This is a genomic window from Stenotrophomonas sp. CCNWLW57 (assembly GCF_037203925.1).
GTDB classification, from domain to species: Bacteria; Pseudomonadota; Gammaproteobacteria; order Xanthomonadales; family Xanthomonadaceae; genus Stenotrophomonas; species Stenotrophomonas rhizophila_A.
This window is the reverse complement of record NZ_JBBCBJ010000004.1, coordinates 183,288-203,561: the sequence shown is the minus strand read 5'-3', so window position 1 is coordinate 203,561 and position 20,274 is coordinate 183,288. Positions and strand designations below refer to the sequence as shown.

21 protein-coding genes are annotated in these 20,274 nt (G+C 67.9%); 14 read left to right on the top strand and 7 right to left on the bottom strand.

The window, feature by feature from the left end:
- Positions 1-8 precede the first annotated feature (8 nt).
- The 8 genes from V9K91_RS11400 (at position 9) to V9K91_RS11365 (ending at position 8,649) form a co-directional block, all read left to right on the top strand.
- Positions 9-695 (top strand): Fe2+-dependent dioxygenase, encoded by a 687-nt coding sequence (locus V9K91_RS11400; RefSeq protein ID WP_336442872.1) that lies wholly within the window; start codon positions 9-11, stop codon positions 693-695.
- Between the two features lie 94 nt (positions 696-789).
- Positions 790-1,218 carry a hypothetical protein gene (locus tag V9K91_RS11395; protein WP_336442873.1) on the top strand — a complete coding sequence of 143 codons (429 nt, stop codon included), beginning with the start codon at positions 790-792 and terminating at the stop codon, positions 1,216-1,218.
- Positions 1,219-1,366: 148 nt separating this feature from the next.
- Positions 1,367-3,799, top strand: a complete 2,433-nt coding sequence (locus V9K91_RS11390) for a TonB-dependent receptor (RefSeq protein ID WP_336442874.1) — start codon at positions 1,367-1,369, stop codon at positions 3,797-3,799.
- Positions 3,800-4,008: 209 nt separating this feature from the next.
- Positions 4,009-4,650 (top strand): PepSY-associated TM helix domain-containing protein, encoded by a 642-nt coding sequence (locus V9K91_RS11385; RefSeq protein ID WP_095363795.1) that lies wholly within the window; start codon positions 4,009-4,011, stop codon positions 4,648-4,650.
- A gap of 35 nt (positions 4,651-4,685) precedes the next feature.
- A complete protein-coding gene (locus V9K91_RS11380) occupies positions 4,686-5,204 on the top strand; it encodes a DUF2271 domain-containing protein (RefSeq protein ID WP_210131782.1) in 519 nt (172 codons plus the stop codon).
- A gap of 54 nt (positions 5,205-5,258) precedes the next feature.
- Complete coding sequence (locus V9K91_RS11375) at positions 5,259-6,065, top strand: DUF4198 domain-containing protein (protein WP_068849875.1); 807 nt, start codon at positions 5,259-5,261, stop codon at positions 6,063-6,065.
- Between the two features lie 2 nt (positions 6,066-6,067).
- Complete coding sequence (locus V9K91_RS11370) at positions 6,068-7,042, top strand: FAD:protein FMN transferase (RefSeq protein ID WP_095363746.1); 975 nt, start codon at positions 6,068-6,070, stop codon at positions 7,040-7,042.
- Positions 7,039-8,649: a sulfite reductase flavoprotein subunit alpha gene (locus V9K91_RS11365; protein ID WP_306989570.1), complete on the top strand. Its 1,611-nt coding sequence runs from the start codon at positions 7,039-7,041 to the stop codon at positions 8,647-8,649. The genes V9K91_RS11370 and V9K91_RS11365 overlap by 4 nt, the downstream gene beginning before the upstream one ends.
- Here V9K91_RS11365 and V9K91_RS11360 read toward each other — a convergent pair.
- The 4 genes from V9K91_RS11360 to V9K91_RS11345 form a co-directional block, all read right to left on the bottom strand.
- Entirely contained in the window at positions 8,643-9,248 is a 606-nt protein-coding gene (locus V9K91_RS11360; RefSeq protein WP_306989572.1) for a HutD family protein, read from the bottom strand. The two genes, V9K91_RS11365 and V9K91_RS11360, sit on opposite strands and share 7 nt — an antisense overlap.
- Before the next feature lie 14 nt (positions 9,249-9,262).
- Positions 9,263-9,988, bottom strand: a complete 726-nt coding sequence (locus V9K91_RS11355) for a murein L,D-transpeptidase catalytic domain family protein (RefSeq protein WP_306989575.1) — start codon at positions 9,986-9,988, stop codon at positions 9,263-9,265.
- Between the two features lie 25 nt (positions 9,989-10,013).
- Complete coding sequence (locus tag V9K91_RS11350) at positions 10,014-11,069, bottom strand: L,D-transpeptidase (protein WP_336442875.1); 1,056 nt, start codon at positions 11,067-11,069, stop codon at positions 10,014-10,016.
- Positions 11,070-11,414: 345 nt separating this feature from the next.
- Entirely contained in the window at positions 11,415-11,705 is a 291-nt protein-coding gene (locus tag V9K91_RS11345) for a helix-hairpin-helix domain-containing protein (RefSeq protein ID WP_083214255.1), read from the bottom strand.
- A gap of 238 nt (positions 11,706-11,943) precedes the next feature.
- On the opposite strand from V9K91_RS11345, the gene V9K91_RS11340 reads away from it, so the two are divergent.
- The 4 genes from V9K91_RS11340 to murU all read left to right on the top strand — a co-directional run bounded on the left by V9K91_RS11340 (position 11,944) and on the right by murU (position 15,554).
- Complete coding sequence (locus V9K91_RS11340) at positions 11,944-13,437, top strand: M20 family metallopeptidase (RefSeq protein WP_093533374.1); 1,494 nt, start codon at positions 11,944-11,946, stop codon at positions 13,435-13,437.
- A 66-nt stretch (positions 13,438-13,503) separates the two neighbouring features.
- Positions 13,504-13,773 (top strand): GlsB/YeaQ/YmgE family stress response membrane protein, encoded by a 270-nt coding sequence (locus V9K91_RS11335; RefSeq protein WP_095363741.1) that lies wholly within the window; start codon positions 13,504-13,506, stop codon positions 13,771-13,773.
- 57 nt (positions 13,774-13,830) lie between these two features.
- Positions 13,831-14,856, top strand: a complete 1,026-nt coding sequence (locus V9K91_RS11330) for a phosphotransferase (protein WP_095363740.1) — start codon at positions 13,831-13,833, stop codon at positions 14,854-14,856.
- Positions 14,853-15,554, top strand: a complete 702-nt coding sequence (murU, locus tag V9K91_RS11325; protein ID WP_095363739.1) for an N-acetylmuramate alpha-1-phosphate uridylyltransferase MurU — start codon at positions 14,853-14,855, stop codon at positions 15,552-15,554. The genes V9K91_RS11330 and murU overlap by 4 nt, the downstream gene beginning before the upstream one ends.
- Before the next feature lie 75 nt (positions 15,555-15,629).
- Here murU and hda read toward each other — a convergent pair whose 3' ends face one another.
- From hda to V9K91_RS11310, 3 genes are read right to left on the bottom strand one after another with little or no spacing between them, the layout of a single operon-like run.
- Complete coding sequence (gene hda, locus V9K91_RS11320; protein ID WP_068849849.1) at positions 15,630-16,340, bottom strand: DnaA regulatory inactivator Hda; 711 nt, start codon at positions 16,338-16,340, stop codon at positions 15,630-15,632.
- The gene (locus V9K91_RS11315) at positions 16,337-17,506 is read right to left on the bottom strand and encodes an AI-2E family transporter (protein WP_095363738.1); all 1,170 of its coding nucleotides are present in this window, start codon (positions 17,504-17,506) and stop codon (positions 16,337-16,339) included. The genes hda and V9K91_RS11315 overlap by 4 nt, the downstream gene beginning before the upstream one ends.
- The gene (locus V9K91_RS11310) at positions 17,503-18,627 is read right to left on the bottom strand and encodes a DUF2066 domain-containing protein (protein ID WP_083214254.1); all 1,125 of its coding nucleotides are present in this window, start codon (positions 18,625-18,627) and stop codon (positions 17,503-17,505) included. The genes V9K91_RS11315 and V9K91_RS11310 overlap by 4 nt, the downstream gene beginning before the upstream one ends.
- 138 nt (positions 18,628-18,765) lie before the next feature.
- On the opposite strand from V9K91_RS11310, the gene purM reads away from it, so the two are divergent.
- Positions 18,766-19,791, top strand: coding sequence for a phosphoribosylformylglycinamidine cyclo-ligase (gene purM, locus V9K91_RS11305; protein ID WP_336442939.1), 1,026 nt, complete (start codon positions 18,766-18,768; stop codon positions 19,789-19,791).
- A gap of 18 nt (positions 19,792-19,809) precedes the next feature.
- Positions 19,810-20,268 (top strand): hypothetical protein, encoded by a 459-nt coding sequence (locus V9K91_RS11300; RefSeq protein ID WP_336442876.1) that lies wholly within the window; start codon positions 19,810-19,812, stop codon positions 20,266-20,268.
- Positions 20,269-20,274 lie beyond the last annotated feature (6 nt).

Sequence of the window (20,274 nt, the reverse complement as noted above, 5' to 3'; positions counted from 1 at the left end):
ACCCTGCCATGCTCCTGCACGTTCCCGATGTCCTCAACGCCGACGAACTGGCCCACCTGCAGCGCGCGCTTGCCGCGGCAGACTGGGCCAACGGCCGCGAGACCGTGGGCGTGCAGGGCGCGCAGGTCAAGCGCAACCAGCAGTTGCCTGACGCCTCACCGCTGAAGGCCGAGCTGGGCAGGAACGTGCTGGCGGCGCTGGAACGGCACCCGCTGTTCTTCGCCGCCGCACTGCCGCTGCGCATCCTTCCGCCGCGTTTCAACCGCTACCAGGGCGGTGGCGAGTATGGCTTCCATGTGGATGGCGCGGTAATGATCACCGACAGCCAGGGCGTGCGCAGCCACCTGCGTTCGGACGTGTCATGCACGTTGTTCCTCAATGCGCCGGAGGACTACGAAGGGGGCGAACTGGTCATCAGTGATACCTACGGCGAGCATGAGGTGAAACTGCCTGCCGGCGACCTGGTGCTGTACCCGTCCAGCAGCCTGCACAAGGTCAACCCGGTCACCCAGGGCGCACGGCTGGCGTCGTTCTTCTGGGTACAGAGCATGGTCCGCGACGATGGCGCACGGCGGATGCTGCTGGAGATGGATGGCGCGATCGAGACGCTGCGCGTGACCGGCGGCGATCCGGGGGCGGTGCTGCAGTTGACCGGCGTGTATCACAACCTGTTGCGTCGCTGGAGCGAGACCTGACGCTGTAAATCATTCCCATTTGCGTTTGTTACATACCCTCTCTACAATCCCCGCCGCGCCAGACCTGCTGACGTGCTCCGACAGGGATATCTCCTTGCGCCACCCCCACCGCCACCGCAGCTTTTCCCCCGCCATGCGCGGGCAGCGCCCGGCGTTGGCGACGGTGTTGGCGTGGCTGGCCCTGCTCTCGATGTTGCTGGGCACGCTGCCGCTGCTGGAACAGCGCCTGCCCGGCACCGCCGCGCTGGTGCTGCAGCAGCCCGCCGAAGAACGTCCCGGCGGCGAGAATCGCCTGCAGGAAGAAGCCCCGGCCAAGCCACGCCGGACGGCCAGTGCCCGCCCGGCGGCCACGCCGCCGCGCCTGCCCCAGCCGCCGCTGACCGATTCGCTGGATGCCCTGATGGCCACCCTGGCCGAGCTGCCGCCGCAGGTCATCCCCACCATCGATTCCGCCCCGGCAACACCGCTGCCGGCGGCCCCCGGGTTGCGCGTCCAGCGCGGCCAGGCGCCCCCGCAGGGCTGATCCCGCCCGCGTCCGCGTCGCTGCGCCTGCACGACCGCCGCCGAGCGCCGCTGCTGCCTGCACTGCAGGCCCCCTGACGATTTTTCGATTGCGCTGCGGCCGCCGGCCACGGCGTTCCCGCGTTCGCATCCTTTTCGAGGTACTTCCCATGGCCCAGCGCCATCGTCGTCGCACGTCCCTGTCCCGCTGCTCGTTGAGCGTTGCCCTGTTGGGCGCGCTCAGCGCCCCCGCCTTCGCCTTCGCCGCCGGCGATGTCGCGGGCGACCCCAAGACCCTGGACCAGGTGGTGGTCACCGCCTCGGGCTTCGAACAGAAGATCACCGACGCCCCGGCCAGCATCAGCGTGGTCAGCCGCGAGGAGCTGGCCAAGCGCCCGTACACCAGCCTGGTGGATGCGCTGCGCGACGTGGAAGGCATCGACGTGGGCATGGAAACCACCGACAAGAACGGCCGCGCCACCATCTCCATGCGCGGCATGCCGTCCGAGTACACGCTGGTGCTGATCGACGGCCGCCGCCAGAGCAATGTGGGCCAGCTGTACCCGAACAACTTCGGCGGCGGCCAGTTCGCCTACCTGCCGCCGCTGGATGCGATCGAGCGCATTGAAGTGGTGCGTGGCCCGATGTCCACGCTGTACGGCTCCGATGCCATGGGCGGGGTCATCAACATCATCACCCGTCGCAACCAGGGCAGCTGGCACGGCTCGGTCACCCAGGGCTTCACCGTGCAGCAGGACGACCAGTTCGGCGATGCACGCACCACCGACGTGTACCTCACCGGCCCGCTGGTGAAGGAACGGTTGGACGTAGCCGTGCGCGGGAGTTACTACGATGCCAAGGCCTCCAACCCGGAATGGGAAGCACTGACCCTGCCCGACGGCACGCTGTGGGAACGCAGCATCGGCTTCGGCGGTGGTGGCAAGGCGGTGGCCAACACCAACTGGAACACCGGCGTGCGCCTGAGCTGGTCGATCAACGACGACCACGACCTGTCACTGGACTACGACGTCTCGCGCCAGAAGTACGACAACAGCGAAGGCCAGACCGGCACGCTGGACAGCGCTGCCAGCCTCTGGCGCGTGGGCAATGCCACCATTCCGAACCCCAACGGCACCGGCACGGTCACCCGCCGCGTGGTGCAGCCGCGCGTGGGCTACACCGCCTACCAGCGCTACGAGCGCGACCAGCTGGCACTGAGCCACCAGGGCCGTTATGCATTCGGCACCTGGCAGACCACGCTGACCCATACCAGGAGCAACAACCTGGGGCGTTCGCTGCCGCTGACCCTGGACGAACGCGCCGACCTGCAGACGCTGTGGAACGACGTGTGCCGCCGCACCGGCGCGGCCAACAACTGCGCCGCCGGCGCCCGTAACGGTCTCGCCGCGCTGAACCCCGCCGAGATGGCACGCCTGGAAGCATTCCTGCCACGCCCGCTGCGCACCATGGAGCTGGAAGGCTACGTGCTGGACACCATGCTCGACATGAGCTTGGACGCGCACAAACTGACCGTGGGCGGCCAGTACACCGACACCGACATGCTCGACGGCGTGTTCGGCATGGACGGCGCCGGCTACCGCGACAACGTCAAGCAGAAGCACCGCATGTGGTCTGTGTTCGCCGAGGACAACTGGGCGCTGACCGATGCGCTGACCGCAACGGTGGGCGTGCGTTACGACGACCACAACATCTTCGGCAGCCACGTCAGCCCGCGCGCCTACCTGGTGTGGAACGCCAGCGACGCCTGGACCTTCAAGGGCGGGGTCAGCACCGGCTACAAGACCCCGCGCCCGGACCAGCTGTTCCCCGGCGTGACCGGCTTCGGCGGCCAGGGCGTGCTGCCGCTGGTGGGCTCGCCCAACCTGCAGCCCGAAACCAGCACGAACTATGAAATCGCCTCTTACTACGAGGGCGAGCGCTGGGGCTTCAACGTCACCGGTTTCCTCAACAAGTTCGACGACAAGATCGCCAGCGGCGGCACCTTCCCGAACTGCGAAGTGGCACCGGTCGGCGGCGGCTACTGCGTGGACGTGGGCCCGGGCTGGGCGGCGCTGGGCTACAGCACCTTCAGCCAGAGCGTGAACATCGATACGGCTGAAACGCGGGGCATTGAAGCGGCGGCGCACGTGGACCTGCTGCAGAACCTGCAGCTGCGAGGCAACTACACGTATACGAAGTCCGAGCAGACCAGTGGCGCCGCGAACGGCCAACCGATCGCCGGCAATCCCGCCAAGCACATGGCCAATGCCAGCCTGAACTGGCAGGTCAGTGAGGCGGTGAACCTGTCGTTGATCGGCGAAGGACGCTATGACCGGTACCGCGACACGCTGGTGAGCAACGTGGCCGGTGTGAGTTCGTCGCAGGTGCGGTATTACGACGATTACACGATCTTCCACCTGGGCGGCAGCTGGAACATCAACGAGTGGCTGACGGTGAACGCGCGGGTCAACAACCTGTTCGACAAGGACTTCGTCTCGCAGTCGTGCGTGTTGATCAGCGACAGTGAGTACAACTGCGTGGATGATTACGCGACGAAGGACCAGCGTCGGAGTTACTGGATTTCGTTGAACGCGGCGTTCTGAAGTCCCGGCGCTGCGCGCCGCCGCCCGACCAACGGTCGGGCGCTACCGGCTCCCACGCACACCGGGCGCCCCAGGCACACCGGGCGCCCCACGCACTGGTAGGTGCCGACCGTTGGTCGGCACACGCCGCAGACCGGCATCGCGCGACCAATAATTGCGAACCATTCTCATCAATGGTGTAATTGGCTATTCGTCTTCCTGCCGTGACCGTGGCCACCAGCGCTCCTTCTTCCGCCGTACAGCAACAGCAAAGCCGTGGCTTCTGGCTGCGCACCCTGCACCAGTGGCACTGGATCAGCTCGGCGGTGTGCCTGATCGGCATGCTGCTGTTCGCCGCCACGGGAATCACGCTGAACCATGCGGCAAAGATAGAGGCCACCCCGCAGGTGCTGAACCGCCAGCTGGAACTGCCGGCCGAGCTGCTGGGCCAGCTGGGCGACCGGACCGACGGCAACGCCCCGGTGCCACGCCCGGCGGTGCGCTGGCTGGACCGCGAACTGGGCATTTCCATCGGCCGTCGTCCGGCCGAATGGTCCGCCGGGGAAATCTATCTCTCCATGCCCAGCCCCGGCGGCGACGCCTGGTTGAGCATCGACCGCGAAAGCGGCGCGGTGGAATACGAAGCCACCTCGCGCGGCTGGGTGTCCTACTTCAACGACCTGCACAAGGGCCGTAACGCCGGCCCGGCCTGGGGCTGGTTCCTGGATGTGTTCGCCGTGGCCTGCCTGGTGTTCTGCATCACGGGCCTGTTCCTGCTGCACCTGCATGCGCGCCAGCGCCGCATGACCTGGCCGCTGGTGGGCCTGGGCCTGATGGTGCCGCTGCTGATCGCCCTGATCCTGATCCACTGACTTCCTTCGCCCTTCCCCTTCCCGGAGCCGCACCCATGCGCGTCACCCTCACCATCGCCCTGAGCGGCCTGCTGGCCACCTCGCCGGCCTATGCCACCACCCTGGACATCAACGTCGAGGTGCCCAAGCTCAACGTGGCCGAGTACCACCGCCCGTATGTGGCGGTGTGGCTGGAAGGCGCCGACCAGAAGGTCGCCGCCAACCTGGCGGTCTGGTACCAGCAGACCGGCAACAGCGAAGGCCATGGCACCAAGTGGCTGCCCGACCTGCGCCAGTGGTGGCGCAAGAGCGGCCGCGAGCTGAAGGTGCCGGTGGACGGCGTGACCGGGCCGACCCGACCGGTCGGCACCCACGCGCTGTCGTTCACCGACAAGCAGCCGGCACTGAAGGCGCTGGCACCGGGCAACTACACGCTGGTGGTGGAAGCGGCACGCGAAGTCGGCGGCCGCGAGCTGGTCAAGATTCCCTTTACCTGGCCGGCCACCGCGCCGCAGACCGGCAAGGCCCAGGGCAGCACCGAGCTGGGCCTGGTCACGCTGTCGTCCAAGCCCTGATGTTCCACTGCCCTCCCCGTCGAGGGCACCCTTAACCTGTACATGGAGTTGTTGATGAAGCGCTCGCTCGTCCTAGCCGCCGCCCTGGCCGCCGCCCTTCCGTTCTCCGCCCTGGCCCACAAGGCCTGGCTGCAGCCCTCGCAGACCGTGATCGCCGGTGACCATCCGTGGATCACCGTCGATGCGGCGGTGTCCAACGACCTGTTCTACTTCAACCACGTGCCGCTGCGCCTGGAAAGCCTGGTCATCACCGCACCGGACGGCAGCACCGTGCAGCCGCAGAACGCCTCCACCGGCAAGTTCCGCAGCGTGTTCGATGTCGAGCTGACCCAGCAGGGCACCTACCGCCTGGCCTCGGTCAACAACGGCCTGTCGGCCAGCTGGGAAGAAGACGGCAAGCCCAAGCGCTGGCGCGGCACCGTGGCGACCTTCGCCACTGAAGTGCCGAAGAAGGCCAAGAAGCTGCAGGTAAGCCAGTCGGTCAACCGCATCGAAACCTTCGTCACCAACGGCACCCCGAACAGCACCGCGCTGGCGCCGACCAAGTCGGGAATCGAGCTGGTCGCCGTGGGCCATCCCAACGACCTGGCCGCCGGCGAAGAAGCCAGGTTCCGCGTGCTGGTCGACGGCAAGCCGCGCGCCGGCCTGGCCTTCGAGATCACCCGTGGCGGCACGCGTTACCGCAACGCCCAGGAAGAGATCAAGGTCACCAGCGACAAGAAGGGCGAGTTCTCGGTCACCTGGCCCGAAGCCGGCATGTACTGGCTGGAAACAAGCAGCGAAGACAAGAAGACCACGCTCAAGCAGGCCAAGACCCGCCGCCTGAACTACGTCGCCACGCTGGAAGTGCTGCCGCTGTAATCATGTCCACCCTGCACGACATCGCCAGCCTCGGTGGCCACACCATGGGCACCACCTGGCAGGTCAAACTGACCACCACGCCCGGCCGCGATCTGCACCCGCTGCATGCGGGGATCCAGGCGCAGCTGGATGCGGTGGTCGCGCAGATGAGCACCTGGGAAGCGGCCAGCGACATTGCCGCGTTCAACCGCGCAGCGGCCGGCACGTCGCTGCCGCTGCCCGGCCTGTTCGCCGAGGTGATCGACTGCGCGCTCGATATCGCCCGGCGCAGCGAAGGGGCGTTCGATCCCACGGTCGGCCCGCTGGTCTCACTGTGGGGGTTCGGTGCGCACGCACACGCGCAACGCGTTCCCGATGCTGCCCGGCTGGCCGCCACGCAGGCACGCTGCGGTTGGCAGCGGCTGCACTGGCAGCATGGCCGCCTGCTGCAGCCGGGTGGACTGGAGCTGGATCTTTCGGCCATCGCCAAGGGCTTTGCGGTGGACCTGGTGAGCCGTTGGCTGCGCGGCGAGGGCATTGCGGCGGCACTGGTGGAAGTGGGCGGCGAGCTGCACGGCTATGGGCGCAAGCCCGATGGGCAGCCGTGGCGTGTCCTGGTCGAAGCAGGTCCCGAAGAAGAAGCAGAACTTGCGCATCCGCCGCGCGTGCTGGCATTGGACGATCTGGCCGTTGCTACTTCCGGTGATCGCTGGCACCAATTCGTCGAGGATGGCACGCACTACAGCCATACGCTGGATCCACGCGCGGGCGCGCCGGTCAGCCGCACGGCGGCCGCGGTGACCGTGGTCGCCCAGCACGCCATGCACGCCGATGGATGGGCCACCGCGTTGACGGTGATGGGCGCCCAGGAAGGGCTTGCGTTCGCCAATGCCAACGCGCTCGCCGCACGCTTCATCACCCGCACTGCGCAGGGCATCGAAGAACACTTGAGCACGGCGTTTACCGCGCTGCTCACCGAACAGGATGCCGCTGCATGAAAGGCAGCCCGTCGCGCGCGATAGTGGGCAATGTGCTGGTGGTGGCCCTGCTGGCCGGACTGGCGTGGTTGCTGTTGCGCCTGCATCTGCAGGAAGACTGGTGGTTGGCCACGCCACTGGCCTCGCACTGGCGTTGGGCGGCAGGCACCCTCACCGCCTACGCGGCGCTATGCGCGCTGCTGTGGTGGCGCGGCCGAACCCGCGACGATGTTGGCGGCGCCGCCGGCGCAGCACCGACGCTGCTGGTCTGGGCCAGCCAGACCGGGTTCGCCCAGCAGCTGTGCGAGCGCAGCGCCGAGGTCCTGCGCGCGGCCGGGGTGCCGGTGCGCGTGCGCGGCCTGCACCAGGTGGACGCCGCATTGCTGCAGCAGACCACCCGGGTGCTGCTGATCGCCAGCACCACCGGCGAAGGCGATCCACCGGACCACACCCTTCCCTTCCTGCGCCGCGTGATGCCGCAGGACATGGCACTGCCGCAGTTGCACTACGGTGTGCTGGCACTGGGCGACCGCAGCTACGGGCACTTCTGCGCGTTCGGCCACCAGCTCGATGCGTGGCTGCGCCAGCACGGCGCGCACCCGCTGTTCGACACGGTGGAAGTGGACAACGCCGACCCGGCCGCCCTGCGCCACTGGCAGCAGTTGCTGGGCCAGCTTGGCGGGAACGCCACCGAGCTGCCCGACTGGGCGCCGGCGCAGTACCAGCCCTGGCAGCTGCAGTCGCGCCGCCAGGAAAACCCCGGCAGCCCCGGCGCGGCGACGTGGCGGGTGAGCCTGGTGCCGGCCGATGGCGTGCTGCCGGCGTGGCAGGCCGGTGATGTGGCGGAGATTGGTCCGCAGCACAGTCCGGTCGAGGTCGATGCCTGGCTGGCCACGCATGCACGCGACGGCGCGGCGATGGTCGAGGGGCAGCCGCTGCGTGAGTGGCTGGCGCGCTCGCACCTGCCGGTACTGCCCGATGCGGTACCGGCCGATGACACGGCACTGGTGGCCACGCTCAAGCCGTTGCCGCACCGCGAATATTCCATTGCCAGCATGCCGGGCGAAGGCCACGTGCTGCTGCTATTGCGGCGGCTGCTGCGCCCGGATGGCACGCCGGGGCTGGGCAGCGGCTGGCTGTGCGATCACGCGGCGCTGGGTGGGCGCATCAACCTGCGCTTCCGCGGCAACCCGAATTTCCACGCACCCGCGCCGGACGCACCGCTGATCCTGATCGGCAACGGCACCGGCATTGCCGGGCTGCGCGCGCACCTTCGTGCGCGGGTGGACCTTGGCGCCGGTCGCAACTGGCTGCTGTTCGGCGAGCGTACCGCCGCGCATGATTTCTATTTCAAGGAAGACCTGCAGCGCTGGCAACGTGACGGCATGATCGCGCGGTTGGATACGGTGTTCAGCCGCGACGGCGGCGAGCACCGTTACGTGCAGGACCGCCTGCTCGCGCAGCTGGACACCCTGCGCCAGTGGGTCCGCGACGGCGCCACGATCCTGGTCTGCGGCAGCCTGCAGGGCATGGCCCCGGCAGTGGACGCGGTGATCGAACAGGCGCTGGGCCGCGAAGGCAAGGAAGCCCTGATCGTCGCCGGCCGCTACCGCCGCGACGTTTATTGACCGCGCTGGTCCAGGCGGATGGCGAGCAGCTCACCGCCACCACGCAACGCGTAGCGGCGGCGCGGCCCTGCCGCCAGCCACGCGGTGTCGCCCTGCTCCAGTGGCGGCAGTTCCGGCTCACCCTCGAACTCCGCCTGCCCCGCCAACAGATGGATCGCCCACGCCGTGCCCGGCTCGGTGAAGAAGAACATGCTGCCCACCAGCGGGCGGTGCAGCAGTTCGGCATCGACCTGGTCGCGCCGCCACATCAGGTTGAAATCATGGGTGAGCCCATCCACCAGCTCGCCATGGACCTCCGCTTCGCCGGCAAAGCGCAGGCGATCGTGTGGTGGCAGCAACGTATGCAGCGCGCCATCGGCAAAGCGCAGGCGCAGCCCTTCGCCGCGCAGCAGGACCAGTTCGCGGTCGATGCCGGGGAACGACGAGAACGCCGCATCCTGTTCGATCTCGGCAATCGACAAACGTACCAGCCACGCATCGCTGTCCGGCACGCGCAGGATTTCCCGCGTCCAGCCAAGACCATTTCGCCAGCGTTCGCGGCGGTATTCAAAGCTGGGAATGACGCGCGTGGCAGCGCTCAATGCGGTGGCGGTCGACATGCCGCCATTGTGCCTCAGCCGGGCTTGCCGCCGCAGTCCGCTTCCAGCAGCTGCGAGCGCGACAGCCACTCCTTGTCCGGGTAGTAGGCGAACACCATCGCGCCACCGCGCAGGCTGTCGATCAGCGGCCTCGCCACGGTCAGGCGTACCGCCGGGCAGCCCAGGCTGCGGCCGAGCCGGCCCTGCAGCCGGGCGATGGTGGGATTCACGTATGGCGCACCGTGGATGACGATGGCGCGGTCGCGCGCCTTGTCGTTGAAGCCCGGCTCCAGTCCCTCCAGGCGCAGCGAATAGCCGTTGCCGCCCATGTAGGTTTCCGTGGCGGTGAACGCGCCCAGGCTGGACATGAAACTGCCATCGCGGTTGGAGAAGCGTTCGGTGGCGTTGCCGCCGCTGTTGCGGCCATGGGCCACCCACTCCTCGAACAGCAGCTTCTGGTGGGCCAGGTCGAACACCCACATGCGCTGTTCGGTGGACGGGCGCGAGTAATCAATCACGCTCAAGCGGCCCGGATCAACGCCCAGCTCCGGCCGGCGCAGGGCGCAGGTCATCGCGTTGGCGGCCAGCTGCAGCACCTTGCGGTCCGCATTGGGCGCGGCGCGCGCCAGCATGTCGGCCAGCTGGGCCGGGGGCAGCGTGCGGGGTGGAGGCGTGGTCGCCGCACGGGCGCTGCCAGCCGGCGCGGTCAGCGCCAGCCCGCACAGGGCAACGGTGGCAATCGAAACGGGAATGGAACGCATCAACGCGGTACCGGCAGGGCCATCCCTACAAGGTGGCCCCGCCCGCGTCGGATTCCAAGACCGGCTGCAGGTTCTGTTCATCCGCCACCGGGCGAACCGCCGGCAGGCTGGTCACCAGCAGCGTGGTGCCCGGCACCAGCACCTTGTACAGCTGCGCGGCGAAGGACGGCGGCAGCGCCATGGGCAGGCTGGGCGTGGCCAGCAGGTCCGGGCTGGCGTTGCCAGCGCTCTGCCCCAGCAGCGGGTAGGCGGTCCACTTGTGCAGCTTCTGGGTCGCATCCAGCGGGCTGGCGGTGTCCGAATAGCCGTCCTGCATCACAAACAGCGTGGTGCCCTCGAACGCCGGCAGCGCCTTGGCTTCCAGCCGCGATTCGCCGATCAGCACGCCGTCGCGCAGCACGTACAGGCGCTGGTCGTGCAGGCTGACCAGGATGCCCACCTGGCCCGAGGGTGCGGCGCTGTCATTCCAATACTGGTCCGGCGCACCGGTGGTTTCCAGCAGGGTCTTGCCCACGCTGTTCACCGGGGCCAGCACCGCCGGGTAGGCCAGCGTCATCGGCGCGCTCTTGGCGTCGGCCACCACCACGGTATCGCCACGCTTGGTTTCGCCGAACAGCTTCTGCGCGAAGGCCTGGGGCAGGCGCACGCAGCCGTGCGACGCGGGATGCCCGGGCAGGTTGCCACCGTGCAGCGCGATGCCGTCCCAGGTCAGCCGCTGCATGTAGGGCATGGGCGCGCTGTTGTAGAGGTTGGATTTGTGGTCCTTGTCCTTCTGCAGGATGGTGAACACCCCGGTCGGCGTTTCATGCCCTGCCTTGCCCGAGCTGATCGTGCTCAGGCCGATGGCAATGCCGTTGCGGTACACGTAGGCGCGCTGCTCATCCAGGCTGACCACCAGCACGATGGGCCCGGCGGGCGAGATTTCCGGATGCCAGAGGAACTGGCCGGGCTTGAGATCGGTGGGGCCCGGCTCTGCCTGGGTTGCTGCGGGTGCAGGTGGAGTGGCGGCCAGCGCAGGAAATACAGCGGTGGCCAGCAGCGAAGCAAGTCCGAGGGTGAGCAGCGTGCGGCGTGGTGCCATGAAAAAGATCCCGGGGATTTGAGGGTGACGCTACACCCCCAGAAAAGAAATTGCCCGGTCACACATCCCTGTGCGGACCGGGCAATCGTCACGTCCTTGTCGGCATCCCGCCTTCCCCCTGTGCGTCCTGCCCAGTGTGGGTGCCGGCCATGCTCCATGCACTCGGCCGTATGTTGTTCCGCCATCCCTCCCCTTCCCGGGTATGGATGCCACCGTCCTGGTGGATCCGCGCCAATCCCTCCGCGCTGCGTCCCTGCGTGCCCCGTCCCTGCGGCTGTCGAGGTGGCCGGCTCCTGCCTGGCTACCGTGACCGGCGTCATGCCGGTCGCGACCCATCCTGTTGTGTCAGCGCCTTGGTACGGGTGCCGGCACTGCCCTCCTGGGCGGTGCCACCGTGGGCGCCGCCATAGCCCCCACCGTCATCCGTCGTCGATTCCGTTCGACCGTTGCTGTCCCTATCCCTTTCACCCGTGCCAGGTCCTCGACCCGGAGGAAAGGTCCGTGTTGTCGCCGGTACGCCACGATCGCCTGGGCCTTTTGGGGCCCTACGTTCGTCAATCCCTGCTGCAGCGTCGACGCATCTGCCGTATTGATGTTGATGCGGTCGGCCGCCGAAGCGGTTCCGGTCAACAGCAGTGCCAGCGCAAGCGCCTTCCACGAAAACCAAGGCCCCACCGTGTAGCTCCCTGTGACGTCGGACCGACTCCTGCCGGCATCCCGTCGGAGCAGTCAGTGTCCCTCGCCACATACACACAGCCTATCGTCCACATCACCTTCACACAGCCAGCCAAATACCTGACGTGATGTAGGGAAATCCCTACCCCCTGCTCAGGCGTAGAATGGCGGGATCAGCCACATGCATTCGGAGTACCAGATGGACAGCGCCAAGCTCGGCCAATTCGTCAGTGAAAAGTGGGACAGCGAGATTGTTCCGCAATTGGTCGAATACATCCGCATTCCCAACAAATCGCCGATGTTCGACGCCAATTGGGTCGAGAACGGGTACATGGAGCAGGCCGTCACCCTGATGGAAACCTGGGCCAAGGCGCAGAAGCTGCCGGGCCTGAAAGTCGAAGTGGTGCGCCTGGAAGGCCGCACGCCGCTGCTGCTGCTGGAAATTCCCGCCACCGGCGCCGAAACCGGCGACGACACCGTGCTGCTGTACGGCCACCTGGACAAGCAGCCGGAAATGACCGGCTGGGACGACGACCTCGGCCCGTGGGTGCCGGTGCTGCGCGGCGACAAGCTGTACGGCCGCGGCGGCGCCGATGACGGCTACGCCATCTTCGGCTCGCTGGCTGCGGTGCTGGCGCTGCAGGAACAGAACCTGCCGCACGCGCGCTGCGTGGTGCTGATCGAAGCCTGTGAGGAATCGGGCAGCTACGACCTGCCGGCCTACGTGGACCACCTGGCCGACCGCATCGGCAAGCCGTCGCTGGTGGTGTGCCTGGATTCGGGCTGCGCCAACTACGACCAGCTGTGGTGCACCACCTCGCTGCGCGGCCTGACCGGCGGCAACTTCTCGGTGAAGGTGCTCAACGAAGGCGTGCATTCGGGCGATGCCTCCGGCGTGGTGCCGTCCAGCTTCCGCCTGCTGCGCCAGCTGCTGTCGCGCATCGAAGACGAAAAGACCGGCCGCATCCTGCTCGACGGCATGCACGTGGAGATTCCGGAAGAGCGCCAGGCCCAGGCCAAGCGCGCTGCCGAGGTGGTGGATACCGAGATCTTCGAGAAATTCCCGATGGTCGACGGCCTCAAGCCGATGAACGACGACCTCACCGAACTGGTGCTCAACCGCACCTGGCGCCCGGCGCTGTCGGTGACCGGCGTGGACGGCATGCCGCCGTTGGCCTCGGCCGGCAACGTGCTGCGCCCGCATACCGCGGTGAAGCTGTCGCTGCGCCTGCCGCCGACCGCCGACGGCAAGGCCTGTGGCGAACTGCTGAAGGAAGCCCTGCTGCGCGACCCGCCGAACGGCGCGGAAGTGAAGCTGGACCTGGAAAAGGCCTCCTCGGGCTGGAACGCTCCGGCAATGGCGCCGTGGCTGACCCAGGCGATCGACGAGGCCAGCCAGACCTTCTTCGGCAAGCCGGCGATGTACATGGGCGAAGGCGGCTCGATTCCGTTCATGGGCATGCTGGGCGAGAAGTTCCCCGGCGCGCAGTTCATGATCACCGGCGTGCTCGGCCCGCATTCCAACGCGCACGGCCCGAACGAGTTCCTGCACATCCCGATGGGCAAGCGCGTCACCTCGTGCGTGTCCAAGGTGATCAGCGAGCACTATGCGGCCAGCCTGCGCGGTGAAACCAGCGGTTCGCCGGTGGCCGCCGACAGCGGCACCCGCCACGGCGGCCACGGCTGCTGCTGATAGCGACGATGACGGACGCAGCCTGCCCTTGGTAGGCTGCGTCAATCTTCTGCGGGAAACAGCGCAATGAATGGTCTGTTCGGCAGCACCAGCTGGCTCTACATCATCCTGGTCGGCTTCGTGGTCGGCCTGCTCGGGCGCTTCGTGATGCCCGGCAACAACCGCATGGGCTGCCTGCTGACCATCGTGCTGGGCATCGTCGGCGCACTGGTGGCCGGCTGGTTCGGCCAGTACATGGGCTGGTATGCGCGCGGCGAACCGGCCGGCTTCATTGGCGCGATCCTGGGCGCCATTGCAGTGCTGGCCCTGCTCCGCCTGTTAAGCAGCAAGCGCTGAACGCACTTCCCCCCTTCTTCCCGAGCGCCGCAGGGCGCCGCTTCGACGTACCTGTCCATGAACGATCCTGCTTCCGACCCACTGCGCGCCGAGCTTCGCCGGCAGTGGACCTGCGCCGCGCTGGGCGACCCCGACCTGCACCTGGACCGGGCGTCGGTGGACGCTGGGTTCCGCAGCTACTGGCGCGCCACCAGCGTGCACGGCAGCCACGTCGTGATGGATTCGCCGCCCGGGCTGGAGGATGTTCGCCCGTGGTTGCGCATGCATGACCTGCTGGAACCCAACGGCGTGCGCGTACCGCGCGTGCTGGCCCGCGACGAGGAACAGGGCTTCCTGCTGCTGGAAGATCTCGGTGGCCCGACCCTGGCCCGGCACATCGATGACGCTAATGCCGACGCATGGTTCGATGCCGCCTTCGGGCAGCTGATCCGCCTGCAGCAGATTCCCGTTCCCGAGGGCATGGGGTCGTTCGGCGAGGCCCTGCTGCAGCGCGATGCCGGGCTGTTCGACGAATGGTTCCTGCAGCGCCACCTGGGCCTGCAGCTGGACTGCGGTGAGCTTGAAACGCTGCAGCTGGCGCATCGCCGGCTGATGGACAACGCGCTGCAGCAGCCGCAGGTGCTGACCCACCGCGACTTCATGCCGCGCAACCTGATGCCCACCGAACCCGGCCCGGCCGTGCTGGATTTCCAGGACCTGGTGCGCGGACCGATTGCCTACGACCCGGTGAGCCTGTTCAAGGATGCGTTCCTGAGCTGGCCGCTGGCGCGCGTGGATGCCTGGCTGGCGCGCTACCACGCACAGGCGCTGGCGGCAGGCTTGCCGGTGCGGCCGTGGCCGCAGTTCCTGCGCGATGCCGACTGGATGGGCGTGCAGCGCCACCTGAAGATCCTGGGCCTGTTCGTGCGCCTGCGCGACCGCGATGGCAAGGGCCACTATTTCGCCGACGCGCCGCGTTTCATCCGCTACCTGGATGAAGTGCTGCCGCGCCATCCGGAACTGGCCGGGTTGAACACCCTGCTGCAGGAACGGATCAAGCCGGCGATGGCCGCGCTGGCATTGCCGGTGTCCAGCCGCGCATGAAGGCGATCATCTTCAGCGCCGGCAAGGGCGAGCGCATGCGCCCGCTCACGCTCACCACGCCCAAGCCGTTGCTGGTGGCAGGCGGCAAACCGCTGATCGTGTGGCACCTGGAGCGGTTGGCGGCGGCCGGTTTCAGCGAGGTGGTGATCAACACCTCGTGGCTGGGCGACCAGTTCGAACCCGCGCTGGGCAATGGGGATCGGTGGGGCCTGCGCCTGCATTTCATCGACGAAGGCGCGGTGCCGCTGGAGACCGGTGGCGGCATCCTCAATGCGCTGCCACTGCTGGGCGATGCGCCGTTCCTGGTGATCAACGGCGATGTGTGGACCGATGTGGATGTCGCCACGTTGCCACGGCAACCAAAGGGCGATGCGCACCTGGTGCTGGTCGACAACCCGGTGCAGCACCCGCGCGGGGATTTCATCCTGCGCGCGGATGGCACGGTCAGTGATGAAGGCGACGCACCGCGGCTGACGTACGCCGGCGTGGGGGTATTTCGCCCGGCGATTCTCGATGGATGGCGCAGCGTGATCGGCAACACCGAAGGCGCAGCTGCAACTCCGCCACAGTTTGGCCTGGCCCCGCTGATGCGCCACGCGATGGCAAGCAGCCGCGTAACCGGACAACATCATCGAGGAAGGTGGACCGACGTAGGCACACCAGAACGCCTGGCAGATCTGGACGCAACCCTGCGGTAGGGTTGGATTCCGATCAACCGCCGATACCGTCCATCGGTGCGACAGACGCATGACCACGGCCGAAGCCGCGCGTCATCACAACCGGTGCGACCCTTCTTCCACCACCTGCCGCAGAAACGGCACGGTAATGCGCCGCTGCGCGGCCAGCGACTCCCGGTCCAGCCAGTCCAACAGGCTCACCAGGCTGCCCAGCTCCCGCCCGGTGCGGGTCAGCAGCCACTCGATGGCCGCCTCATCAATCGACAACCCCCGCCGCGCCGCACGCTCACGCAGCACGGCCGCGCGGCCTTCGTCATCCAGCGGCTGCAGTACCACGCGCACGCACTGCTGCAGGCGCGAGCGCAGGTCGGGCAGTACCAGGCCCAGCTGGTCCGGCGCGTGCTGCGCGGTGTACATCAAGGTGATGCCCGCACTGCGCGCGCGGTTATGGAAATCGAACAGCGCCACTTCGTCGTCGCGGTTGCCGGCCACCGCATCCAGCCCATCCAGCGCCACCAGGTCGCGGCCTTCCAGCGATTCCAGCGCAGCGCGGGTGCGCCCCACCACCGCCTTCAGCGGCAGGTAGGTCGGCTGGCGCCCGGCCTGTTCGGCCAGCGAGCACATCGCCAGCGCCTGGTGGGTCTTGCCGGTGCCCGCCGCCCCTTCCAGGTACACCCAGTGCGGGTCGTCGCCCACGGCAATGGCGCGCAGCTGCGCCAGCGCGCCATCGGGCGCGCCGATGAAGGTTTCCAGTCGCTCGTCCTGCGGGTAGCGCAGGGCAAGCGGCAGCTGCGGCACTACGCTCACTTCAGGTCCGGGCCCTTCGGCGCATCGACGATCAGGGTCGGCTTGTCGATGTACGAATCAAGCACGATCGCGGTCTTCTCGCCGGCATACAGTTCGCTCTCGCGATAGCGCAGGTGCGCATAGCGCAGCAGCACGTTGCTCACCGCCGCCACCGGCAGCGCCAGCAGCATGCCCAGGAAGCCGAACAGCTGGCCACCGGCCATCACCGCGAAGATCACCGCCACCGGGTGCAGGCCGATCTTGTCGCCCACGATGCGCGGGGTGAGCACGTAGCTTTCCAGCAGCTGGCCCACGGTGAACACTACGCCGACCAGGATCAGCAGCTTCAGGTCGAAGCCCTGCGCCTGGACCAGCGCGGCCAGCACCGCCATGACGATGCCGGTGGTGGCGCCCAGGTACGGAATGAAGCTGATCAGGCCGGCGATCAGGCCGATCAGCAGGCCCAGCTTCAGGCCCACCAGCGACAGGCCGATGGCGTAGATCAGGCCCAGCGCGACCATCACCAGGAACTGGCCGCGGATGAACGCACCCAGCACTTCGTTGGATTCACGCGCCAGCTTGGTGATGGTGCCCACATGGTTGCGCGGAATGGTCGAGGCAACCCGCTCGACCAGCTTGTCCCAGTCGCGCAGGAAATAGAACGCCAGGATCGGCAGCAGCAGGATGTTGACCACCCAGGTCACCATCGCAAAGCCGGAGCGCGACACGTAGCCAAAGAAGGTCTTGGCGAAGCCGCCGGCCTGTTCCCAATGGCTGCGCACCCATTCGATCAGCCGGTCCGGTTCCAGCCACGGCATGATTTCCATGCCGGTCTTCTGCTCGAACCACGGAATGCCCTTCTCCATCAGCCACTGCTGGGCCTGCGGGATGGCCGCGATCAGGGTGGAAATCTGGCGTTCGATCATCGGCACCAGGATCAGCAGCGCGGCGGTGATCACCAGCACCATCGCCACGAACACCAGCACCACGCCGGTGTTGCGCGAGCGGCCGTTGGCCTCGATGCGGTCCACCAGCGGGTCGCCCAGCCAGGCCAGCGCCAGGGCAAGCACGAACGGGGTCAGGATCGGGGCCAGCAGCCACACCACCCAACCCACCGCCAGCGCGAACAGGATGTACTTGACGCGGCGCAGGAACTGCGCGATCTCGGCTTCCGGGGTGAGGATCATCGCAGGCGGTACTCGTTGCTGGCGGGCGGCGGCGGGGTGCCCGGGGCCGCGTCTTCATCGATCGGCACGGGCAGCGGGGCCAGCGGCACGATCACGCCGTTCTCGCCCAGCATGCGGTTCAGCCCGGCCAGGCCGGCGGTCATTTCCAGCGACAGTTCCAGGCGGTTGCCCGAGGCGCGCAGCGGGGTGATGTTGCGCACCACCGGGTTCTCGCGCAGGCCGGCCGCCAGGCGCATGTAGTCCTCGGCGCTGTCCACCCCGGTCACGGCGATGGTGTAGGTGCCGGCCGCGCCGGTGGCCGCACCGGCCTTGGCGTAGCGCTTGACCAGCGCGTCAGCCGCGCCATCGGCGCCGCTGGACATCGCGCGACGGGCGTCGCTGTCCTTCACGGTCCACTTGTTCAGTTCCTTGCCGCCGTCCACGAAGACCCAGTCCGCGACCCAACCGCCGGTGCTGTCGCGGTAGAGCTTGCCGACCAGCTGCATCGGCGGGGCGTAGCGCGAGGAGGCACGGGCCACGGCTGCGGTGTCCTGGCGCCAGATCGCGCCGACCACGGCCTGCTCGGCGGCGCTGCCGGTCGGCAGGCCGAGCTTGAAGCCGCGCTCGATGGCCCGGTTCAGCAACGGGCGGGCCGCATTGGCCTGCTGCACCGTGACCAACCGCGGGCCGGAGCCGTCATCGATGGCCAGCCAGATCACCGGCTTGGGCCGCGGCTGCGGCCACAGCGGCAGGCCCAGCGCGGAAATCAGCCCGTCCACGTCGTCCTGGCGGAACCGGGCCACCAGCATGGTGCGGTAGCTGGGGGCGCCGCTGGCCGAGGTGCTCTGGTCCTGGCGGTAGTCATAGCTGGCCACGTAGTTCTTCGCGTCGCGCAGGGCCTGCATCACGCCCGGGCGGGACAGCACGCTGCGGTCGCCCGACAGCTTGGTCAGCACGTTGCCCAGCGCGCGGGCCAGGGCCCCGTTGCGGTCGGACTCGCCTTGGCTGTTGACCGGCACTTCGGCCTCGTAGGCTCCGCTGGCCGTGGCCACGTCGCCTTCGGTACGCAGGCCGCTCTGGGCCATCGTGGCCACCGGCAGGCACAGCGCGAGGAACATCATTACAAAGAGGCTGCGGCGCATCAGGACTTCCATTGAGCGTATCCGGGGGGAATTGTTGCCCGAATAGGGCCTGCGCGCCAACGTGGCCTGTTAAAATCCCGCTTTCACCCCAGCGCAGCGCCGACGCCCGTGACCAATTCCCCGTCCAACCCCTCCCCCCTGACCTACCGCGACGCCGGCGTCGACATCGACGCGGGCAACGAACTGGTCGAGCGCATCAAACCGCTGGTGAAGCGCAGCTTCCGGCCCGAGGTGATGGGTGGCCTGGGCGGGTTCGGGGCGCTGTTCGACCTCTCCAGCAAGTACCGCGAGCCGGTGCTGGTGTCGGGTACGGATGGCGTTGGCACGAAGCTGAAGCTGGCACAACAGCTGGGCCGCCACGACACGATCGGCATCGACCTGGTCGCCATGTGCGTGAACGACGTGCTGGTGCAGGGCGCCGAGCCGCTGTTCTTCCTGGACTACTTCGCCACCGGCAAGCTGGACATCGACACCGCCGCGGCGGTCGTGGGCGGCATCGCCAACGGCTGCACCGAGGCCGGCTGCGCGCTGATCGGCGGCGAAACCGCTGAAATGCCCGACATGTATGCCCCGGGTGAGTACGACCTGGCCGGTTTCACCGTGGCCGGCGTGGAAAAGAGCGAGCTGAAGGACGGCGCCAGCGTCGCTGAAGGCGACGTGCTGATCGGCATCGCCTCCTCCGGCCCACATTCCAACGGCTACTCGCTGGTGCGCCGCATCTATGACCGTGCCGGCCAGCCGGCCGACCTGGAACTGGAAGGCGGGGTCAAGCTGGTCGATGCGCTGATGGCGCCGACCCGCCTGTACGTGAAGCCGATCCTGGCCCTGCTCAAGACCCATGGCGCGGCCATCCACGGCATGGCCCACATCACCGGTGGCGGGCTGACCGAGAACATCATCCGCGTGGTGCCCGACGGCCTGGGCCTGGACATCGATGCCTCGTCCTGGATCCTGCCGCCGGTGTTCCAGTGGCTGCAGAAAGAAGGCGCGGTGGCCGACAGCGAAATGTGGCGCACCTTCAACTGCGGCATCGGCTTCGTGCTGATCGTCGCCGCGGACCAGGTGGCCAGCGTGACCGCCGCCGTCGAGGCCCAGGGCCTGGCGCAGTGGACCATCGGCAAGGTCACCACGGCCGACGGCGCCGAACGCGTGCGGATCGGCTGACCGGCCAAGGAGACCTGCATGGACGCACCGCTCCCTCCCGCCCCTGCGCTGTCACTGGAAGACGCCTCGCACCTGCGATTGCTGTCGATCTTCCATTACGTCGTGGCCGGCCTGACCGCGCTGTTCTCGCTGTTTCCGCTGATCCATGTGGGCATCGGCATCGCTGCGCTTAGCGGCGCGATGCCCATTGAAAGCAATGGCGGGGCGGCGTCGCCTGATGAAACCCGGCTGTTCGGCTGGATGTTCATCGTGATCGGCTCGATCCTGATCCTGTGCGGGCTGACCCTGGCCGGCTTCATGGCGTATGCCGGGCGCTGCCTGGCCCGCCAGCAGCGGCATACGCTGTGCCTGGTCGTGGCCGCCTTGTCGTGCATGTTGATGCCGCTGGGCACGGTGCTGGGCGTGTTCACCCTGATCGTGCTGTTGCGGCCGGCGGTCAAGGCCGCCTTCGACGCTTCCCCCACTGCCCACGCCTGAGGCCTG